The organism is Candidatus Magnetominusculus xianensis, from assembly GCA_001541255.1.
Lineage (GTDB): Bacteria > Nitrospirota > Thermodesulfovibrionia > Thermodesulfovibrionales > Magnetobacteriaceae > Magnetominusculus > Magnetominusculus xianensis.
In genome coordinates, this window is sequence record LNQR01000058.1 from 53,873 (window position 1) to 71,602 (window position 17,730).

At 44.2% G+C, this 17,730-nt stretch carries 21 protein-coding genes, 1 tRNA gene and 1 other RNA gene; 6 read left to right on the plus strand and 17 right to left on the minus strand.

Going from position 1 to position 17,730, the window contains the following annotated elements; translation table 11 throughout:
* Window positions 1–617: 617 nt before the first annotated feature.
* The 5 genes from recR to ASN18_RS08165 form a co-directional block, all read right to left on the minus strand.
* Entirely contained in the window at window positions 618–1,217 is a 600-nt protein-coding gene (gene recR, locus ASN18_RS08145; protein ID WP_085052249.1) for a recombination mediator RecR, read from the minus strand.
* Between the two features lie 2 nt (window positions 1,218–1,219).
* Window positions 1,220–1,561: a YbaB/EbfC family nucleoid-associated protein gene (locus ASN18_RS08150; protein WP_085052250.1), complete on the minus strand. Its 342-nt coding sequence runs from the start codon at window positions 1,559–1,561 to the stop codon at window positions 1,220–1,222.
* A 20-nt stretch (window positions 1,562–1,581) separates the two neighbouring features.
* Complete coding sequence (dnaX, locus tag ASN18_RS08155) at window positions 1,582–3,222, minus strand: DNA polymerase III subunit gamma/tau (RefSeq protein WP_085052267.1); 1,641 nt, start codon at window positions 3,220–3,222, stop codon at window positions 1,582–1,584.
* Window positions 3,223–3,263: 41 nt separating this feature from the next.
* An RNA gene (ffs, locus tag ASN18_RS08160) (signal recognition particle sRNA small type) lies at window positions 3,264–3,361 on the minus strand.
* A 22-nt stretch (window positions 3,362–3,383) separates the two neighbouring features.
* A tRNA-Ser gene (locus tag ASN18_RS08165) sits at window positions 3,384–3,477 on the minus strand.
* Between the two features lie 148 nt (window positions 3,478–3,625).
* Here ASN18_RS08165 and ASN18_RS08170 point away from each other — a divergent pair.
* A complete protein-coding gene (locus tag ASN18_RS08170; RefSeq protein ID WP_085052251.1) occupies window positions 3,626–3,889 on the plus strand; it encodes a CCDC90 family protein in 264 nt (87 codons plus the stop codon).
* A 49-nt stretch (window positions 3,890–3,938) separates the two neighbouring features.
* Here the strand turns inward: ASN18_RS08170 and pyrF are convergent, their stop codons facing one another.
* From pyrF to ASN18_RS08205, 7 genes are all read right to left on the minus strand, one after another.
* Window positions 3,939–4,688 (minus strand): orotidine-5'-phosphate decarboxylase, encoded by a 750-nt coding sequence (gene pyrF, locus ASN18_RS08175; RefSeq protein ID WP_085052252.1) that lies wholly within the window; start codon window positions 4,686–4,688, stop codon window positions 3,939–3,941.
* Window positions 4,685–5,278 carry a glycerol-3-phosphate 1-O-acyltransferase PlsY gene (gene plsY / locus ASN18_RS08180; RefSeq protein ID WP_236861607.1) on the minus strand — a complete coding sequence of 198 codons (594 nt, stop codon included), beginning with the start codon at window positions 5,276–5,278 and terminating at the stop codon, window positions 4,685–4,687. The genes pyrF and plsY overlap by 4 nt, the downstream gene beginning before the upstream one ends.
* A complete protein-coding gene (gene pgsA, locus ASN18_RS08185) occupies window positions 5,263–5,796 on the minus strand; it encodes a CDP-diacylglycerol--glycerol-3-phosphate 3-phosphatidyltransferase (protein WP_085052254.1) in 534 nt (177 codons plus the stop codon). The genes plsY and pgsA overlap by 16 nt, the downstream gene beginning before the upstream one ends.
* A complete protein-coding gene (locus tag ASN18_RS08190) occupies window positions 5,777–6,316 on the minus strand; it encodes a KdsC family phosphatase (protein ID WP_085052268.1) in 540 nt (179 codons plus the stop codon). Before ASN18_RS08190 ends, pgsA begins: the two co-directional genes overlap by 20 nt.
* 4 nt (window positions 6,317–6,320) lie before the next feature.
* The gene (locus tag ASN18_RS08195; protein ID WP_236861608.1) at window positions 6,321–8,543 is read right to left on the minus strand and encodes a fused MFS/spermidine synthase; all 2,223 of its coding nucleotides are present in this window, start codon (window positions 8,541–8,543) and stop codon (window positions 6,321–6,323) included.
* A 143-nt stretch (window positions 8,544–8,686) separates the two neighbouring features.
* The gene (locus ASN18_RS08200) at window positions 8,687–9,214 is read right to left on the minus strand and encodes a Crp/Fnr family transcriptional regulator (protein WP_085052256.1); all 528 of its coding nucleotides are present in this window, start codon (window positions 9,212–9,214) and stop codon (window positions 8,687–8,689) included.
* Between the two features lie 20 nt (window positions 9,215–9,234).
* Window positions 9,235–9,765, minus strand: coding sequence for a Crp/Fnr family transcriptional regulator (locus ASN18_RS08205; protein ID WP_085052257.1), 531 nt, complete (start codon window positions 9,763–9,765; stop codon window positions 9,235–9,237).
* Between the two features lie 169 nt (window positions 9,766–9,934).
* Between ASN18_RS08205 and ASN18_RS08210 the strand changes: the two genes are divergently transcribed.
* Complete coding sequence (locus ASN18_RS08210) at window positions 9,935–10,426, plus strand: metal-dependent hydrolase (protein ID WP_337833175.1); 492 nt, start codon at window positions 9,935–9,937, stop codon at window positions 10,424–10,426.
* A 65-nt stretch (window positions 10,427–10,491) separates the two neighbouring features.
* On the plus strand, window positions 10,492–10,959 hold the full coding sequence (locus ASN18_RS08215; RefSeq protein ID WP_085052259.1) for a hypothetical protein: 468 nt from the start codon (window positions 10,492–10,494) through the stop codon (window positions 10,957–10,959).
* A gap of 6 nt (window positions 10,960–10,965) precedes the next feature.
* Here ASN18_RS08215 and gspM read toward each other — a convergent pair whose 3' ends face one another.
* The 5 genes from gspM to ASN18_RS08240 all read right to left on the minus strand — a co-directional run bounded on the left by gspM (window position 10,966) and on the right by ASN18_RS08240 (window position 14,972).
* Window positions 10,966–11,514, minus strand: a complete 549-nt coding sequence (gene gspM, locus ASN18_RS08220; RefSeq protein WP_085052260.1) for a type II secretion system protein GspM — start codon at window positions 11,512–11,514, stop codon at window positions 10,966–10,968.
* Complete coding sequence (locus ASN18_RS08225) at window positions 11,514–12,950, minus strand: PilN domain-containing protein (RefSeq protein ID WP_085052261.1); 1,437 nt, start codon at window positions 12,948–12,950, stop codon at window positions 11,514–11,516. Before ASN18_RS08225 ends, gspM begins: the two co-directional genes overlap by 1 nt.
* A gap of 1 nt (window position 12,951) precedes the next feature.
* Window positions 12,952–13,890 (minus strand): type II secretion system minor pseudopilin, encoded by a 939-nt coding sequence (locus ASN18_RS08230; protein WP_236861609.1) that lies wholly within the window; start codon window positions 13,888–13,890, stop codon window positions 12,952–12,954.
* 61 nt (window positions 13,891–13,951) lie between these two features.
* Complete coding sequence (locus ASN18_RS08235; protein WP_085052263.1) at window positions 13,952–14,596, minus strand: PulJ/GspJ family protein; 645 nt, start codon at window positions 14,594–14,596, stop codon at window positions 13,952–13,954.
* Complete coding sequence (locus tag ASN18_RS08240) at window positions 14,577–14,972, minus strand: prepilin-type N-terminal cleavage/methylation domain-containing protein (RefSeq protein ID WP_236861610.1); 396 nt, start codon at window positions 14,970–14,972, stop codon at window positions 14,577–14,579. Before ASN18_RS08240 ends, ASN18_RS08235 begins: the two co-directional genes overlap by 20 nt.
* 88 nt (window positions 14,973–15,060) lie before the next feature.
* Between ASN18_RS08240 and cyoE the strand changes: the two genes are divergently transcribed.
* The 3 genes from cyoE (at window position 15,061) to ASN18_RS08255 (ending at window position 17,634) form a co-directional block, all read left to right on the plus strand.
* Complete coding sequence (cyoE, locus tag ASN18_RS08245; RefSeq protein WP_236861611.1) at window positions 15,061–15,972, plus strand: heme o synthase; 912 nt, start codon at window positions 15,061–15,063, stop codon at window positions 15,970–15,972.
* 231 nt (window positions 15,973–16,203) lie between these two features.
* Complete coding sequence (locus ASN18_RS08250; RefSeq protein WP_085052265.1) at window positions 16,204–16,869, plus strand: hypothetical protein; 666 nt, start codon at window positions 16,204–16,206, stop codon at window positions 16,867–16,869.
* Window positions 16,870–16,884: 15 nt separating this feature from the next.
* Complete coding sequence (locus ASN18_RS08255; protein ID WP_085052266.1) at window positions 16,885–17,634, plus strand: SDR family oxidoreductase; 750 nt, start codon at window positions 16,885–16,887, stop codon at window positions 17,632–17,634.
* Window positions 17,635–17,730: the final 96 nt, after the last annotated feature.

Below are 17,730 nucleotides of genomic sequence, written 5' to 3' on the forward strand. Positions count from 1 at the left end.
TGCCTTGCTTCAACCTGCTACGGTTTTAAACACCACCTCCCTCGTTCTTGTTTTACACTCTAACTCTGTACTGTGCCTCCTTATATATCCTTTCATCTGTCCTTTTCCCATTTCCCTTTATAACCCCTTACACTACTTTTTTACCAGCCCCTGCCCGCCATGCTCTGCTACCTGGCACCTGGCTACCTACCAGCCGCCAAACAGGGCTTCATCCTTACCTAAACATACATGCAATTTATATACCAACCCACAACATCCGCTAAAGAATGGCATCTACACATATTCTACACCGCGTCTGCCCCAGGCTTTTGTTGTAATTTTACAACAACCTGTGCAACTCCGACACATCAAAACATGTCTGTGCCAGCGCTTGTGCGATGCCTGCCCTATGTTTACTGTATTTTTTCTATTGTTCATAGTTCTGCTTCTTGTCATTATCTACTTGTCGCCGCACTGAATATTGCCTCACGGAGAAAAAATACCCTCTTGTTTGCTGAACAGAAACAAACGACGATTGACCTATCTCTCGTTTATAAACCGATTATACTTAAATGAAATATAAAAAAGCAAGTATTTTTTACCGCATTGGCAGTGGTTATAAAGATTGTCGGACTTGTCTATAGCGGCCTTCTGCCTTCTATGGATTTCCCCAATGTGACTTCGTCGGCAAACTCAATATCCCCGCCCATTGGAAGTCCATAGGCAATCCTTGTTACGACTATGTCTAACGGACGCAGAATACCAGCGATGTATTGAGCAGTCATCTCCCCTTTCGTATTTGGGTTCGTGGCAAGAATTACCTCCCCTACCGCATTGTCTTTGATACGGGCAAGCAGTTCGTTTATTTTAAGCCTGTCGGGGGTTATCCCGTCAATGGGCGACAGCGCCCCCAGAAGTACGTGGTAAAGACCGCTGAAGGAGCGGCTCCTTTCAACTACGACTATATTGCCCGGCTCTTCTACAACACAAATCTTTGTATTGTCCCTAGACGTATCGCTGCAAATTGCGCAGAGTTCAGACTCTGTAACATTAAAACAGGACTTGCAAAATCCAGCCTTTTCTTTTACGCTGATTATAGCCTCTGCTATGGACAAGGCATCAGCCTTTGGCATATTCAGAATAAAAAAGGCCAGTTTTTGGGCTGTCCTCCTGCCAATGCCTGGTAAACGGCAGAGTTCGTTTATAAGGGTGTCAATAATGCCTTGCGCTTCAGACACAATTATTTCCCGAAGAAATTTGAGATATCAGGCATTCCAGGGATTTGAAGGCCGCCTGTCACCTTAGACATCTCATCGTGTACCTGCTCCTGCGCCCTTTTAATTGCCTCATTGCACGCTGCAACGACGAGGTCCTGGAGCATTTCTACGTCGTCGGGGTTTACGACTTCCTTGTCGATTGCAATAGAGATGAGCGCCCCTGTGCCGTTTGCCACGGCTGTGACCATGCCGCCGCCTGAGCTGGCCTCCGCTGTTTTCTGGGCGGCGTCTTCCTGCATTTTCATCATTCTTTCCTGGAGTTTTTGCGCCTCTTTCATGAGATTTCCAAGCATCTTCTTTGACATAGTTCCTCCTTCGTTATCTGTCAGCGTTTATTTTTTACAACAGGTTTTACTTCAACTACTGCACCGCCAAATAGGTCCAGGGCGTCTTTGACCACTGGATTTGCAAGGGCCTCTGCCCTTAAGTCCTTCTCTGGTATCTTCTCAGTCTTGGCAGTGGTTACGGTTACAGTAAACTTTCTCCCTGACAACTCATGAAGAACACCCTCTATGATGGATTTTTTTTCCATTACCGAATCCGCATGAATACTGTTGCCGCCGCTAAAGATAATGTTCACAGCGGCATCTTCAACTGCAACTGATGCATCTTTAAGGATGCTCCACAGGGGGACTGAGGTATCATAAATTATATCTATTGCCCTGTTCCACAGCCCCTTATCTAAAGGTGGAGAAGGTGTGCTTACGCCGCCCGGGTCTTTTTGTGGAACCGGTTTCTCAGACACTTCTATCGATTCATGCGGCAATTCAGGCGGCAATTCAGGCCGGATTGCTGCAGGGGTTGTTACTGCTGCGGGTTTGGGTTTATGGGAAGATGAACCGGCCCTAAGTTCCCGGATTATCTCGTTTATGGTCTTAAAAGAACTGAGAAAACTTATCTTGATAAGGCACATCTCAAGGGCCGCGCGCTGGGACTCAGCGCTTTTCACTATGCCTTCGGCCTTGAGCAGTTCACTCAGTACCACGGTGAGTTCCTCCTCTGATGACGCTGCCGGAGTAACAGCGCTGCCGCCCTTACACGCGGCAACAAGTGCGTCCCGAAAGTATTCTATCAGGTCACGGGTAAAGGACAGGAGATCAATACCGCCTTCGTAGAGGTCTGATATGGTTTCAAGGATTTTTATTCTATTCCCAGAGGTGATGGCAAGTGCGGCATCGGCAACCGCTGACACATTTGAAGTTCCTGTCAGGGCTGAGACATCTGCTTCGTTTATGCCGTCAGCGCCGACAGCGCCGGTAGCGAACGACGCAATCTGGTCAAGTAGAGTCAGAGAATCGCGCATACTACCGTCGGCGGCCTTTGCAAGGGCCAAAATTGCCCCCTCAGTAATGTTAAACCCTGCGGATTCTGAGATAAATCTGAGGCGTTCCATGATTGTAGCCAGGGGAATTCTCTTAAATGGCAGGTGTTGGCACCTTGACAGCACGGTAGTGATTATCTTTTTTGGCTCTGTAGTAGCCATGATAAAGACAACATGAGCGGGGGGTTCTTCAAGCGTTTTCAATAAGGCGTTAAACGCTGCATTTGAGAGCATGTGTGCCTCGTCTATGATGTAGATTTTGTATTTTGCGCCTGACGGGGCATATTTTACCTTTTCTCTGAGTTCTCTGATATCGTTGACGCTGTTGTTTGATGCTCCGTCTATTTCTACAACATCAAGAAACGAGCCGTTGCCGATTGAGATACAATTAGGACAGGCATTGCAGGGGGAGGCCGTTGGGCCGTTAACACAATTAAGTGCCTTGGCGAAGACCCTCGCGGCAGATGTCTTTCCAACACCGCGCGGGCCGGAAAATATATATGCGTGGGCTATTCTATGCTGCAAAATGGCATTTTTCAGAATCTTTACAGCCGTATCCTGCCCGGCGAGGTCGTCAAAACCACGCGGTCTCCATTTTCTTGCCAAAACTTTATATGGTTCTTTGGTTAGAACTTCATATGACAATGGTCTGCTCCTGCTGTGCCGATTACTTTCCTCTGTGCAGCCGGGTAAAGACTTGCCGCGGCACACAGTCATAATGCTTACCGCTGCTTCCTTCCGGACCTGACGGGGTTCACACCTGCCTGTTGCGCAGGGCCATTACCCAACTGCATAAAAGAAAGTACTGGCGGAGAGGGAGGGATTTGAACCCTCGGCGAAGCTTTTAGACCCCGCACACGATTTCCAGTCGTGCTCCTTCAGCCGCTCGGACACCTCTCCCAGCCTGCTATTGTACACGATTTTACACGAATTTACCAGTACAAAATATTTAAGTTAAAAATATCAGTATACGGCGCTTCAACTCCCTCAGATTCTGTTGAAATATACAGGACAATACGGTATAATAGGGGTATGGAGGAGACCAATAATGGCAACCATATTGTTTGACACCCTAAAGGTGGTAGAATCCTTGAAGTCGTCCGGCTTTTCAGAGGAACAGGCAAAGGGGTTGTCTGAAGCGCTCAAAGTGGCACAGGAAACAAGCACTGAACACCTTGCAACTAAAGATGATATATCCAAACTCGAACTTAGAATAGAATCGGTTAAGTCAGAAACTTTAAAATGGATGTTTCTCTTCTGGGCCGGACAGTTATTAGCCATATTCGCTATGCTAAAGGCGTTTTTTAAATAGTTTGGTGTTTCCCCGTTTTTAAGATAATCATTTCAGCTTCACCTTCTTTTCAACAACCACTAGTCATATCTCTCACTATGTTATCTGCCGCCTCTGCCGGGTCGTCTGCCTTGAGTATTGGGCGGCCTACTACGATATAGTCTGCCCCAAGCCTTATAGCCTGTGACGGTGTGGCAGTCCTTTTCTGGTCGTCCTCATCCTTATCCTTGATATTCTTAATCCAGGGGGGTCTTATCCCCGGCGTCAGGATTGTAAAGCCGTGACCACAGCGCTCCCGTATGGCCGTTATCTCCTGTGGTGACGCCACAACTCCGTCAAGACCACAGCCCTTTGCCAGTGCCGCAAGGTGTGTTACCTGATGTGCCAGCTGATTATTTATATTTAGTTCATCTGTAAGTATCCTGTCGTTAAGGCTGGTCAGCACGGTTACAGCAAGTATGACCGGCATGGTGGTATTGCTTTTCTGCGATTGGGAGGCAGCAGCTTCCACTGCCGCTCTCATCATATCACTTCCGCCGGATGCGTGGACATTAAACATATACACACCCATGTTTACTGCCTCACGTGCCGCAGCAGCTACCGTATTGGGGATGTCGTGATATTTCAAATCCAGAAATACCCTGCCCCCAAGACTTTGTACCGCCTGCACCGCCCCAGGCCCTTCCTTTGTAAACAGTTGAAACCCTATCTTAAACAGCGTTACTCTGTCTCTGAGGGTTTCTACTAATCTCACCGCATCGCTTAATCTGTCTACATCAAGGGCAAGGCAGAGCCTCTTTTTTGCTTCTTCTGACGTCATTTTTTTCTTACGCTTGCCTCCGTACCTTTGAGCAGCCTTTCTATGTTGTCCTTGTGCTTAATGACAATCAACAGCATGATTATTATGCCATAGATAAGTTTTCTCTCAGTGTAATCGAACAAATACATATTCAAAGGGACAAAGAAAAAGGCAATCAGCGCAGACACTGATGAGTATCTCCAGATGGCAAGCGCTATGAGCCATATCGCAGCAGTAGCAGCGCCAACAGCCGGGCTGTACACCAGAAGCACACCAAAACTCGTTGCCACACCCTTTCCGCCTTTAAAACGTGAGAACACAGAAAAATCATGCCCCAATATAGAGCATATCCCTATCAGGCCAACGGCAGTTTCTCCCATGGAAAGTTCTCTGGCAATAACAACCGCAAGCACACCCTTTAACATATCTCCGACAAGGGTAAACACAGCCGCCCACTTCCCAACGCTTCTCAGTACATTGGTTGCCCCGATGTTGCCGCTTCCCGTTTTTCTGAGGTCTATGCCTTTCGTCTTTGCAATAATAGTCCCAAATGGGATAGAACCCAACAAAAATGCCCCTATCATACAAAGCACCGTCATATCTTTTTCCAAAATCCTACTGTGTATTGAACCGCCGACACCACGGCAAGCACAACGGCAATCCAAATCATGGCAAGTCCAACCCCGTAGAGGTTTATGCCAAAGAGAGAATTCTCCAGTATAAGACACAAAATACCGGCAATCTGAGCGCCCGTTTTTAGCTTCCCGCCAAGTTCCGCGGCAATCACAATGTCCTTCGTAAGGGCAACAACCCTTAGCGTGGTCACCAGGAACTCTCTCACGATGATAATTATGGCAAGCCACATAGACAGGTTCCCGATGTCAACTAACAAAATCAAGGCCGATATTACCAGAAATTTGTCTGCAATCGGGTCCATAATAATCCCAAACTGCGTAATCTGCCCCGAACGCCTTGCTAGATAACCGTCCAGAAAGTCTGTAATCGACGCCAGCCCAAACACCACCGCCCCCCATACCTGATGCGTCGGCGTAATATATATGAACACTGGGATCACCAATATCCTGCTTAAGGTGAGTATCGTCGGTACGTTAAGCCTTAGCGTAGTCATCTATTATTCCTTTGAGGATTCCTTTGGACTTAAGCAAGAAATCGCATATCTGTCTGACAGCGCCACGACCACCTTCTTTTGTTGTAATGAGACGGGCAAATTTCTTTATATCCTCAACGGCATCCCCTACGGCAATAGGCAGCCCTACGCGTGTCATCAGGTGTATATCAGGGATGTCGTCTCCAGCGCAGGCTATGTCCTTGTAGTAAAGCGAGTACTTAATCTTGAGGTCCTCGTAAGCGGCTACCTTGTCCTCACAGCCCTGATAGATATCTTTTATACCAAGTTCACGTGCACGCCGCTCTACGGCGATACTGGTCCTGCCAGTGATTATTGCCACGTTTATGCCTTCTTTTAAGAGCATCTTTATACCGTGACCGTCTTTTACATTAAACGTCTTTAGTTCGTTACCCTCGTTATCCAGCGTGATAGAGCCGTCCGTTAGTACCCCATCCACATCCAAAATGAGCATTGTGATGTGTTTAGCCAGCTCAATTGTCTCATTAGTGACGCCTTTCATATCATTATTTAGCAAATTTACTGAGCACTGTTGTCAAGAATGCCTTCTGCCTGCGAAGAAAATAGTATTCATTATATGGCTTATCATCGCTTATTAGTATATGCGTGTTATTGTTCAACAACTGTTGTATGGTTAGTTCAGTCAATAGAAACTTAGACATAAACTGACTGAAATCTTTGCTGCCTGACCATTCAAGGAGGTCTTGTTTTGCCAGTTCCGGCATTTTGACCTCGATTTCTTTGATTTGAGGCATCTTTATAGGGCTCATAGATGCAAAAAAGTGAACCCCCCAGCCTTCGATACCAGTGTAGGCCTTTACATACGGAAAGGAATTGACTATTGACCTCACTATGGCCTGTTGAGTTTTTAGTTCTGCTATAGGTACCCATTGCTGAAATATGCCTCCCTCACGAAGGCGGGATTTAATAGCGTTATAAAAATCCTCCGAGTACAACAGGCTTGACCCTGCTGCCTCAACGGGCGGTGGTGGGTCTATGGTTATTACATCATACATCTCTTTGGTTCTGTTTAAAAACCTCCTGCCATCATCGACAACTATCCTGCCGTTAGGATTTTCCAATATCGCGTGCGCGTCGTCATAAAAATATGGGAACACTGCCTTAACACTTGGGATAAGCTCAATAGCAGTAGACTTAATGTTCCATGTCAACATTGACCTGTGAGTAGTTCCCATGCCGAAGCAGATTATCAGGGCAGAGACAGGGGGGGCCTGGGAAATTGGCCTGTCTAATAACATCATTGGTATATGAGCCATGTGCTTCGTTATGGGGGTAAGATGGGTGATGCCAATTCCATTTACAAAAAGCCGCTTATCCATACCTTTTCCCAGGGCCACGACTGTAGCCGTATAGTCTCTAACCACTAAGTTGTTGTTCTTATTATAGAACATCTCGTGGTCATAACTTATGAATATTGAGACGATTAATAAAACCCCTGTTACGGCTGCCGCCCCAGATGCCCTGACAGGCGTTTTTACAAGGTACGATATAAAAAACACTACATATGGAAGCGCCATAGCAACCATTGAGAATTTTATCCCAAAATACTGTAAAAACACATAGGACGCCAACACCGGCCCAGCTATGCAGCCAATGATGTTTATGGAATAGGCATATCCTGCCCCCGATGGCCTGCCTTCTGAATAGAGGTCAATAAGTTTGGGCGTTAAATAGCCTAAAAGCGCGCAAAAGGGCATTATACTAAGCAAAACCAGGGCCTGAAATACAATATCAAATGACCTTAAACGCCAGTCACTGAGTACTATCGGGAAAAAAACACTTATTCCCAAGAGTTTAATAAGTTTATACGTATCATATACCCTGTCCCCTGCCAGATGCCTCCGGTACAATAACGACCCTGCCGATGTGGCGAACAAATAAACCGCAAGTATTGCCGCAAAGGTATAAATACTCGTCCCGAAGGCCGGCGTAAACGCCCTTATCCATACGACCTCAAGGCTCATAGATGTAAGGCCTGTGCTGAACAGCAGAAGGAGCGCTTGCCCGGAGGAGACCGTCGTGTCATGAACAGCGTCCCTGTCAACATCTATTATGTTATCTCCCGCATTGGTTTTTCTGTAAGGGTACATTATTCCAATCACCACGCTTATGGCGGCTATTAAAAAGTTTACATAAGCGGCCACTGTCCACGTCCTTCTAAGCCCTAGCAGCTCCACTAAGACAAGGGCAGTAATAATCGTTCCTGACATCGCACCTATTACGTTGGCAAGATACAGGAAACTAAATCCAGTCTTATTCGATTTATCAAGATTCTTAACAAAGGACATCATAAATGGAAATGTAAACCCCATCAATATGCACAAGGGAAGAATAGACGCTATTATTACCAGTGTTGAAAGTACTAAATACCGGGCTGAGTCCATCTCACCAGCCATCAACAAAGCTGCCGAGCCCGAACGAAACACCAGTGGAACTAAAAACGCCCCTGCTCCAATGCAACATTCGGTAAGTGCGTAGAAAAACACCGGTGACAGCCCAGTCCTCGCAGAAATGGAGTCAATAAATCTCCCCCCAAATAATGTCCCTGCGGCAAGCCCCAACATGAAAACCGAGATTACTACTGATAGAACCGGTGTTATTATACCAAACGATGCATAGGCCATTCTGAGCCACACAACCTGATATAGCAACCCGGCAAAGCCTGAAAGAAAAAACAGCACGAACAGTGCCGCACGAATTCTCTTCATACTATTATGTCCATCACACCCTAACAAGTCTCTCATCTGCCATGCTTATTAACACACATCAGGCAACTCTGGAGGCAACTCTGGAAACGGCTCTGGTGAGGTTTTTTAGGACGTGACAGATGAATTTATCCTCAATCCACGGCTCAATGCCCAGTGAGGGCCTTTAGAATTCTTTTATCCAAGGCTCGGACATTACCAGACATTACCTTAGCGATGGACTTCATTATCTTTACCATCGTTTCGGTATTTGTGGTCTCCAGCTCAAAAAAATCCTCGGACTTTAAGATAAACAACTCGGTGTCTTTGAGGGCAAGGGCCTCAGCGCCGTGTTTTTTCTTTCCTTCCAGAATAGACAACTCCCCAAAGAACTGCCCTGCACCCAGAAGCGCAAAGCGGTTTTCCCAGCCGTCTGCGGTGTGCTTTATTTCGTCGCTCTGAATATTTCTCAGCATTACTAACATCTTTGATTTCGTATCCAACTGGAGCTTACGCTTTACTTCGACTTGTCCCGAGTGTATCATGCGTATACCTTCCGTAGGTTCACCCTCTTTGAATATATACTTATCTTTTGTAACAGTAACCTTCTGGATATTCGGGAGCAGCCTCTCAAGTTCTCCATCGTCAAGGCCTTCAAAGAGTATTTGTTTTTTTAGATCTTCAACCGTAGGCATTTATATATTCTCCCTGATGTTTATATCCCTATCAAGAGCCTTAGCAGCTGCTTGTCCAGATAACGCATATTTTTTGATGATACCCTCGCAATCACGCGCAGTATTTTCAGCATAGTTGCCGGAGATGATACCTCTATTTCTGCAAATTTCTCAGAGCGTATGAGATATAGCTCAGTATCATCAAGGGCATCGGCATCTGCGCCATGTTTCTTCTTTCCCTCTATTACAGATAACTCCCCAAAGAACTGCCCGTCTAATAACGTGGCAAAGACCTGCCTCCACCCGTATGGGGTCTTTCGTATCTCACAGCAGTTTTGCGTGTTTCTCACGGTTATCAGCATCTTTGTCTTCAGGTCTATTGGCAGCTTCTTTGTTACTTCAATTTCACCGGATTTAATCATATAGACACCCCGTGTAGGCTCATTCTCCCTGAATATTGGGTCTCCTTTGGAGACCTTCATCAGCTCTACTACCTGTGCTATTGACTGAAGCTCCGAATCGTCAAGGCCCTCAAGCAACATCTGTCGTTTTAACTCGTCTAATACCTGCATTACAGCTCCTTATGTATATTGTAACCACTCCGTACATATAAAGGCCAGCATGGGCATTTATACATCTCTAATTATTACATGCTATAACTTAAGATATTGAATCAGGAATTGTCAATGATTATTTTTTAGCGCTTGACTATATCGCAAGAAATCCTTATCTTAACAAACAATGATTGCCGGGCACATCGCATGTAGCTACGTGTTTCAAAGGCTGCTGAGACTTCAGCCTGTGAATAATGTCTTTCTATTTGTGGCGTCATACCTGCCTGATATTGTCGATAAGACCATTGCCATAGTGTTCAGCATATCAGGGCGAGGCTATTTTCACTCTGTTACTGTAATGGCTGTCTCATATGCGCTGACGTACAAAATTATCTCTAAAGTTCGACCTGAGTTCAGGCAATTCATACATCTTGCCGCGTTGTATTATGCCCTGCATCTTATATTTGATTTCCCGGAGCTGATAGTACTATTTTGGCCATTTCTTGGTCCACTACAGCAGAGTGGGCATTTCTCACTGCTGGAGCGTCTATACAACTATTACGTACTGTGGAAGTATCCTTTCGTGTTATCTTCAGAAGTTATTTTTTTTACGATTTTAATAATCATCAAAACAAAAGACAACAGAGCTGCAGCCATGAATTATCACAAAACACATTGACAGCGACAAACCAATCCTGATACTCTACTCCTGATACCAGAATATAAACACACGGAGGTAATATTATGGTACCGGCACTTATAGCAGTGCATATTGTGTCTATAGTGGTGTGGATAGGCGGTGTTGTATTTGTAACTACCGTAGTGTTTCCCATTATAATGAGAATGGATGATTCTATGGAAAAGGTGATGTTTTTTCAGGGCACAGAGCGCCGATTTGCAAGCATTGCAAAGGCAAGCGTAGTGGTAGCAGGTGTGACAGGCGTCTTGCTCTTACAGATTGAGCATCGCTGGGGTGTACTGTTTACATGGGCAGGCATTGGCCCTACGGTAATGCTGTTGTTATGGGCGATGTTTGTGTTTATGCTGCTTTTTGAGTCGAACATATTTAATTTCCTTTTTGGCGGCACTGCCCAACACGATACAAAAAAGATATTCCGCATACTCACTACAGCTCATTGGGTTGTAATGCTTGCCAGCCTGATGGTAATTGCAGTGGGGGTCTATACAACCCATATCATGTTGATGAGATGAAAACGCTTACTGCTGCTTCATCAGCGCATATATCTCCATGTTGACGGCAATTTCAACAGGATTCATGAAGTTTACCGCCCTGGCGTCTAGTTTTTTGATAAAAAAAAGCGGTTTCTTCGTCTCTATGTCGTAAATGGTCTCGTTTAATACGGTAATAGACGGCAGATTTGTATCAAGTTCTATGGTTATCAGCTGAAACGGGGGTTTGCTCTCTGCCTGTTTTACGTTCATCCTCATGATACTCCCGCCGTGAGACGTGATAATCGGCTGGATGATTTTTTGTAAATCAGCCGCAGCGAGGGCCGATGTCTTTGCCTCTACTGTAATAGCCCTGAGTTGTTCTTCCCTTTCTTTATTTAAATTGACGTTTTTTTCGATCTCATCTTTTTGAGCGATTATGGTCTTATATTTTGTGAGGGTCTTGATACGCATTTCCTTGTTTTGTTCAAGCTCTTCTTTTCTGTCTTGCAGACCTTTATAAAAGAAATCATAGGCAAGCAAAAAAACAAGTACCGCAACAATTGACAACAAGACATTTAGTTTCTTATTTCTCACTATTTTAGCGCCGCTTTTATCTGGAAACGTTCTTTACCCATTCTTGCATCCTTAAATGTAGTGGAAGCAGTGCCTGCGTCTTTGAAATATTTTGAGTTCTCAATTGTCCCTATAAGGGCAGAGGCATTGACGGCATAACCCTCGATATTAATGTCTTTATCTGTGGCTATGAGCCTGGCCAGCCATGTATCATGAGGGAGCGTTTCTGTGAGTTCCCTTAACAGCTCCAGCATTAAAACCCTTTTTGCCATCATCGAATTCAGCGCGGTGAGGTCTCCATCGATTTTCTTTGTATCTTTTTGCAGGGCGGTAAGTCTCTCATACTCCGGCTTCAGGGCCTTTACCTGTTTGTCTATACTGGCAACAGTCTTCTCGTCTTTCCATACAGGGATGTAAAGTGAAAGGGTAAACAGGACTATGACAATGATTGAAAGACAAATGGTAAGGGCAATTGGCAGGGATTTTTTCTGTGTCTCTCCCATAGAAAGCATGTTCATGGCCTTAGTTTTTCCCTTGGCGTCGGCGAACACCGCGGCGGCTGCCGTTAAATATTCATATCCCACTGTATTGTTTAGCGCAGGCAGGAGTTCACTAATATCCTTGCAGGCAAGGGCGGCCTTTAACCTGCTCACAGCATCAGCGTCTGGGCCATTAATAATGACTGACGTATCTTCGCCTCTGATTCCTTCAACAGCCTTGACGATGTCTCCGGTGTCCCCTTTTACGACATATACGGCGGTAGTTATTCCACGGTCAGCCCTCACCAGTTCTACGTGCGTTTTTTTGAGGTTGACAAGGACTATATTGCTGGTAAGAGCCGGTACCTGCCCTAAAAGGCTTGCTAAAGAAACAGGGGAAAGCACCAGGGACGACACCTTAAAGCCACTGCTTTCAAGCGCCCTCAGGTATGGCTCTGCCATCTGTCTTTTGACCGCAGATATAACCGTGTAGAGTTTATCTGCTTCCCGCTTTATTATCTCAAAATCATAGTATACATCGGCTGTTGAAAAAGGGGTCAGATCAGGTATCTGAAAGGCAACCGCCGACGATATGTTGTCAATAGCAATAGCTGGAAACTCAGCAGTCTTAATCACACACCATTCTTTTGGCACATTTAATATAGTCTTAAGTGCGGAGGCAGACTTCCCCTCCACGACTAAACTCAAAAACGAGACCAACTCCTCCGGCCCGGGATACGTATCACTGAATGTGTTCCTGTTGAGAACCTTAAACCCGGATGAACTCATCTTTATCACACAGGCCGAGGCAGCGTCTTTATCCAGCACAATGGAAAGATACTTCTGAGTATGAAACAGTCTGGCAAGGGGTGAATAAAAGAGCAGCCTTTTTGCCGCCGATAAAAAGCCAGTGAAGGTACTGCCGCTTAGAGAAAGTGACCTGAGTGCATTCCTTGCGTATGAATCAAGAGCGGTCATATTATCTTATTTTTTTAATTACCTCTTTTTTGAGTTTGCTGCCTTCTTTTTTTACTGAGTCAAAATCATATGTCTCAGGGGTTTTATAATAATAGCATTTATAGTCATTGCTTGTGACTCCGGCAACCGCCCTTATCCCTGCCGCTGCATTTGATTTATTCAAAATGCCCACTGATTCAATAGTATATATGTCTCCTTCGTTTAAATCAATATAATTCATCAATGTCTGGTATGCGCCGGGAATAAGCGCCTTGACCTCGTCATTGGTTTTGAACTCAGTTTGACTCCTGTATTCGATAATGGACCTGGCATATTCCTCCCCCATACCGGGCATTGACATTAACACCTCCTTTGGCGCGGTATTTACATTAATCTTTGCCGATTTGCTAAAGACGGTGATGAACTCCTTAATGCCCTTTTGAGATTCTGTGCCGTAATATATCTCCTGAGTTACGCCTCTGACAAACAGCAGCTCCTCAATTGAATCGAAGTTCCCATTTTTTGCCTTATACGGGTGTTCAAGCGACATGTAGTAGTCGCTCTCAGCGCCGTGCAGATGTGCAAGGTCATCCTCGTCCTTCCAGTCAAGGATTGAATCGACTATGATATCCTGTGTGTCCTGGTCAATATTCAGTGCCTTCAGAAGGCCGTGAAGGAGTTTTTCGTCCGCTGTGTTCAAGTCTATTTTTGATGTCTCAGGCGCCACGCGCACTATATATGAGTCGTCACCAAACTCTGTCGCCGTAAACTGCCCGTCTGCCTGCCATGCCTCGACATCGTCTGGTTTCAATTTCTTGTATTGCAGCTCGATAACTGCCCTGTTTATCCCTGCCTCAGCAAGAAATGCGGCCTTAGTGAAATCCCTCGCATTTTGCGTGCCGCGAAACGCAATCTTAGCCATATACGAAAACGACAATGACAAGGCAATCAGTATTGCCATAATCCACAGCACCATCATCAGGGCAAAACCGCGCCTGTCATTAATTAAATTATAAATCAAATTATTGACCGAATATTGCCGCATCAAAAAGCGCCGTCTTCGATTGTGTTGTCGATGATTGTAAGATATTATTGGCCACAATCGGTATATTTATATCGTTTTCAAATATGGGGCTGCTTATTTGCACATACTCTGGCAGGTAATCTGTTACAGATGTCTCAGTTTTAGCGTCAATGTCCTCTGGTCTTTTAACCGTGAAATTAAATGACATACTCTTCATGTTTTTAAGAAGCACGATGCTCCTTTTATTGTCTTTGAGCATATCCCATTCAGTAAGCACGAGGTCACCGTCGGGGCTAACGGCGTATCTCACCGCAACAATCCCCCGGTCTCTGCCCCATGCAGAGACGTTTGATACGAAGACAAGCTCATCTGAACTGCCTTTAAAATAATATAATTTCTTAGTCGAGCCGTTATCGCTGTACATCATTGGGACAAACGACTGAAGCTGAGACTCGATAACGCGCACGGCAGCGCGCAGCCTCTCAATGGATTCAACCTTTTTATCCCCCTTTTCGACGCTTCTGAGGCAGAGTTTAACGGTAACGGCCATGATGACGGCTATCAGGGAGAAAATAGTAATAGCTATCAGGGTTTCCATCAGCGTAAAACCTAAGCTGTCATTGTTAAGAGGTCTTAAGCGCATCGGATTTCTTTCTTGCGGCAAGGGTTTTGAGCGTATAGGTTTTTGATTTACGCCCTGCCTTCCAGTTTACTGTGAGGGTAATGGAGAATAACTCGTACTGGAGTTTGTCAGTCTTGTCCTTGTCAATCTGACTTATCTGTATGTCGTAGGTATAACCGTTTTGTGAGCGCTTTGTGTAGGAGTCTTCCTTGAGTTTTTGGGTGCTTAGGGTGTTTCTCATCTCGGCATCTGCGGCGATTGCGGCCTTTGTATAATTCTCAGCGTATCCAATAGACCTGAGAGAACCACTAAACAGTTCAATCAGGGCAGTAATGCCAATAGCAAGTATAGCAATTGCCGCCATGACTTCAATGAGAGTGAATCCTTTTTCCTTCATATTACGGTATTTTATCATATTGCAGAGACGCTTAACCGTGTATTTTTAATGCGACAAACAATTCTCATTTTTGGTATAATTGTCACAGATGAAAGAATATATAATGGTCGCAAAAATAGCCTCATACAGGGAACGTGTGAGAGACCATGTGATGCTGGCAAAGCCGGGGATAGTGCTGCTGGTGTTGATTACGACGCTTGGTGGGATGTACATGGGGCAGAGGGGTCTGCCCGCGCCGTGGCTAATTCTGCTGACGCTTGTGCCGGTTGGACTTGCCACAGCAGGGTCAGCCGTGCTTAACAATTTCTTTGACAGGGACATTGATGTCCTAATGAACAGGACGCTGAAAAGGCCGATACCACAGGGGCGTGTCTATCCAATGAATGCCCTTGTCTTTGGACTCTTGCTGATTGTTATTTCCATATTTATACTCTTGTTTGTCAACACAGTAACGGCCATACTTACAGCGGCAAGTGCATTTATATATGTTATCCCGTACACGGTGTTGATGAAGAGAAAGACGCACCTTGTTACACATGTGGGAAGTATCACTGGGGCGCTGCCACCAGCGATAGGATACGCTGCCGTAAGGGGAAGCGTAGGTCTTGAGGCGGTGGTGTTATTTGCCATAATGTTCATATGGCAGCACCCGCACTTCTGGGCATATGCCCTCAAGTACAGAGAAGATTACTCACGGGCGGGCGTACCGGTGCTGCCTCTTTCAAAGGGCGTAAAGGGGACGAAGCTGAGGACCCTGATATATACGGCTGTGCTATTGCCTGTCAGCATAATGCCATATTACCTAAAAATGTCCGGCATATATTACCTCGTTCTTGCCTCAGTTCTCGGCCTGATATACATAGCCCTGGCCGTAAAGGCATATCTGTCAGAAAACGACAGCGGCAGGGTACTATTTGTCTATTCGCTGGTGTATATCTCGGTACTGTTTACGGGCATAGTGGCGGATATGGTGAAGCAGCCGGGGCTAATAGCCAGCTGACCGAAAGACATATTCAAACGAAAAAAAAGAGCTTTCCGCGCAATTCACTACATTATAAATATTATTTATATATTTATAGATATTATTTATTTGACTTTATATTACCCTCCCCCCATAATACAATTGCTTAAAACAATATTGTTCATATTGCAAGTTATCTGCAATGTTGACATGTTTTGCAACTCGACTTGAGAGAAGAGCAATACATTACAAGGAGTGGTATATTACAACATGGAATTGCTTGCTGAGTTTTATAAAAAAGCATTAAGAGGGGCATTTATATTAGTAGCAATCTTAGCCTTCCTTGTCGGTGATAAAATAGGTAAAGACTATTATAAATATATTACATCCGGAGCTGCTTTATTTTTCATCTTAGTTGAACTATTTATCAATAAAATATTATGGAAGATATGGCATGGTAACCTCAATATAAGTGATGAGTGGGAGGCTATAACAAAATATGAAAAATCTATTGGAATATATCCTAATAAAGAATGTTGTTTAGTACAATCTACTAAAGAATCTCAACATAAAACTATATTTAAACAAGATTGTGTTACTCTTGCAATTGAGTTATCAGGTGGCCAGGATTTTCCCCATTTTTATTCCCTTGCAATTGAAATGATTAAGGATAAAACAGCATTGCGAGTTCGGTATGCATATAAGGTAGACTATATAAATAGTAAATTGGGATGTCCTCAAGATACTGCTTACGGATATGAGGAAATGGCAATTACTGAATATGAAGAACTTAAAGGCTGGCAATGGTTTCTTAAAAAATGTCGAATAATTAAAGCAAAGCCATCAAGAATGACAGGAAGGTTTTGGCATTGTGCAAGAGAGTGTGGAAATGCTTATATAGGAACAGTTGAGTTTTGGAGAAATAACAAACCTTAACAATAAGGAGATACAATGAGTGATAGATTAAGGAATATTCTTGTAACAGGTGGCAGCTCTGAGATTGGTACAGCAATTCTTAATGTCCTAAGCAAAATGGATATGGTGAAGATAATTGCTACATCAAATACTAATAAAATTAATAACTCGAATTTTAAATATCGTTGCCTTCAAAACATTGATTTAAATAATGATACATGCCTGCTAAGTCTTCGTGATGAGGTAAGCACATTCTTTCAGGGTTCTTTTTCTATCATCCACAGTGTTGGTAATTTTTGGAAACATAAACCACTTAATTATACAGATATAGGCTTTGCGAAAGAAATGATGTTATCTCACTATGCTACTCTTTTTGGGGTATCACATTATCTATTACCATTGGCAGCCGAAAGGGGAGGTGGCAGGATAGTTGCGTTTAGTTGTAACTCAGTATTATATAATTACCCGGAAATGGCTGCTTTCACATCTGCTAAGGCAGCAGTAGAGTGTCTAATTAAGTGTATTGCAAATGAGTGGTCGAAAGATAAAATAGTGGCTAATGCAATTGCTCTACCATCAATTGGAACAAACGCTGTTAAAGAAGATAAAAAATATGGAGACCATAATAATTATATAACTCCTGATGAAGTCGCAGAAATCGTTATAGATATATTGGCAGAAATGTCACCATATATGAATGGTAACGTTATAAAAATATTTAAATACAGCAAAAGCTTTTATCATAAATCATTTTTTGAACGCAATCCATCCAGTATAAAAGAATAAAGAAAAGAATTATTAATCAGTGCATAAGTAAGTGGACATAACTATGCCGCATATTGTAATTTGCGATGCATAAAAAAACTGCGAATTATGTGTGGC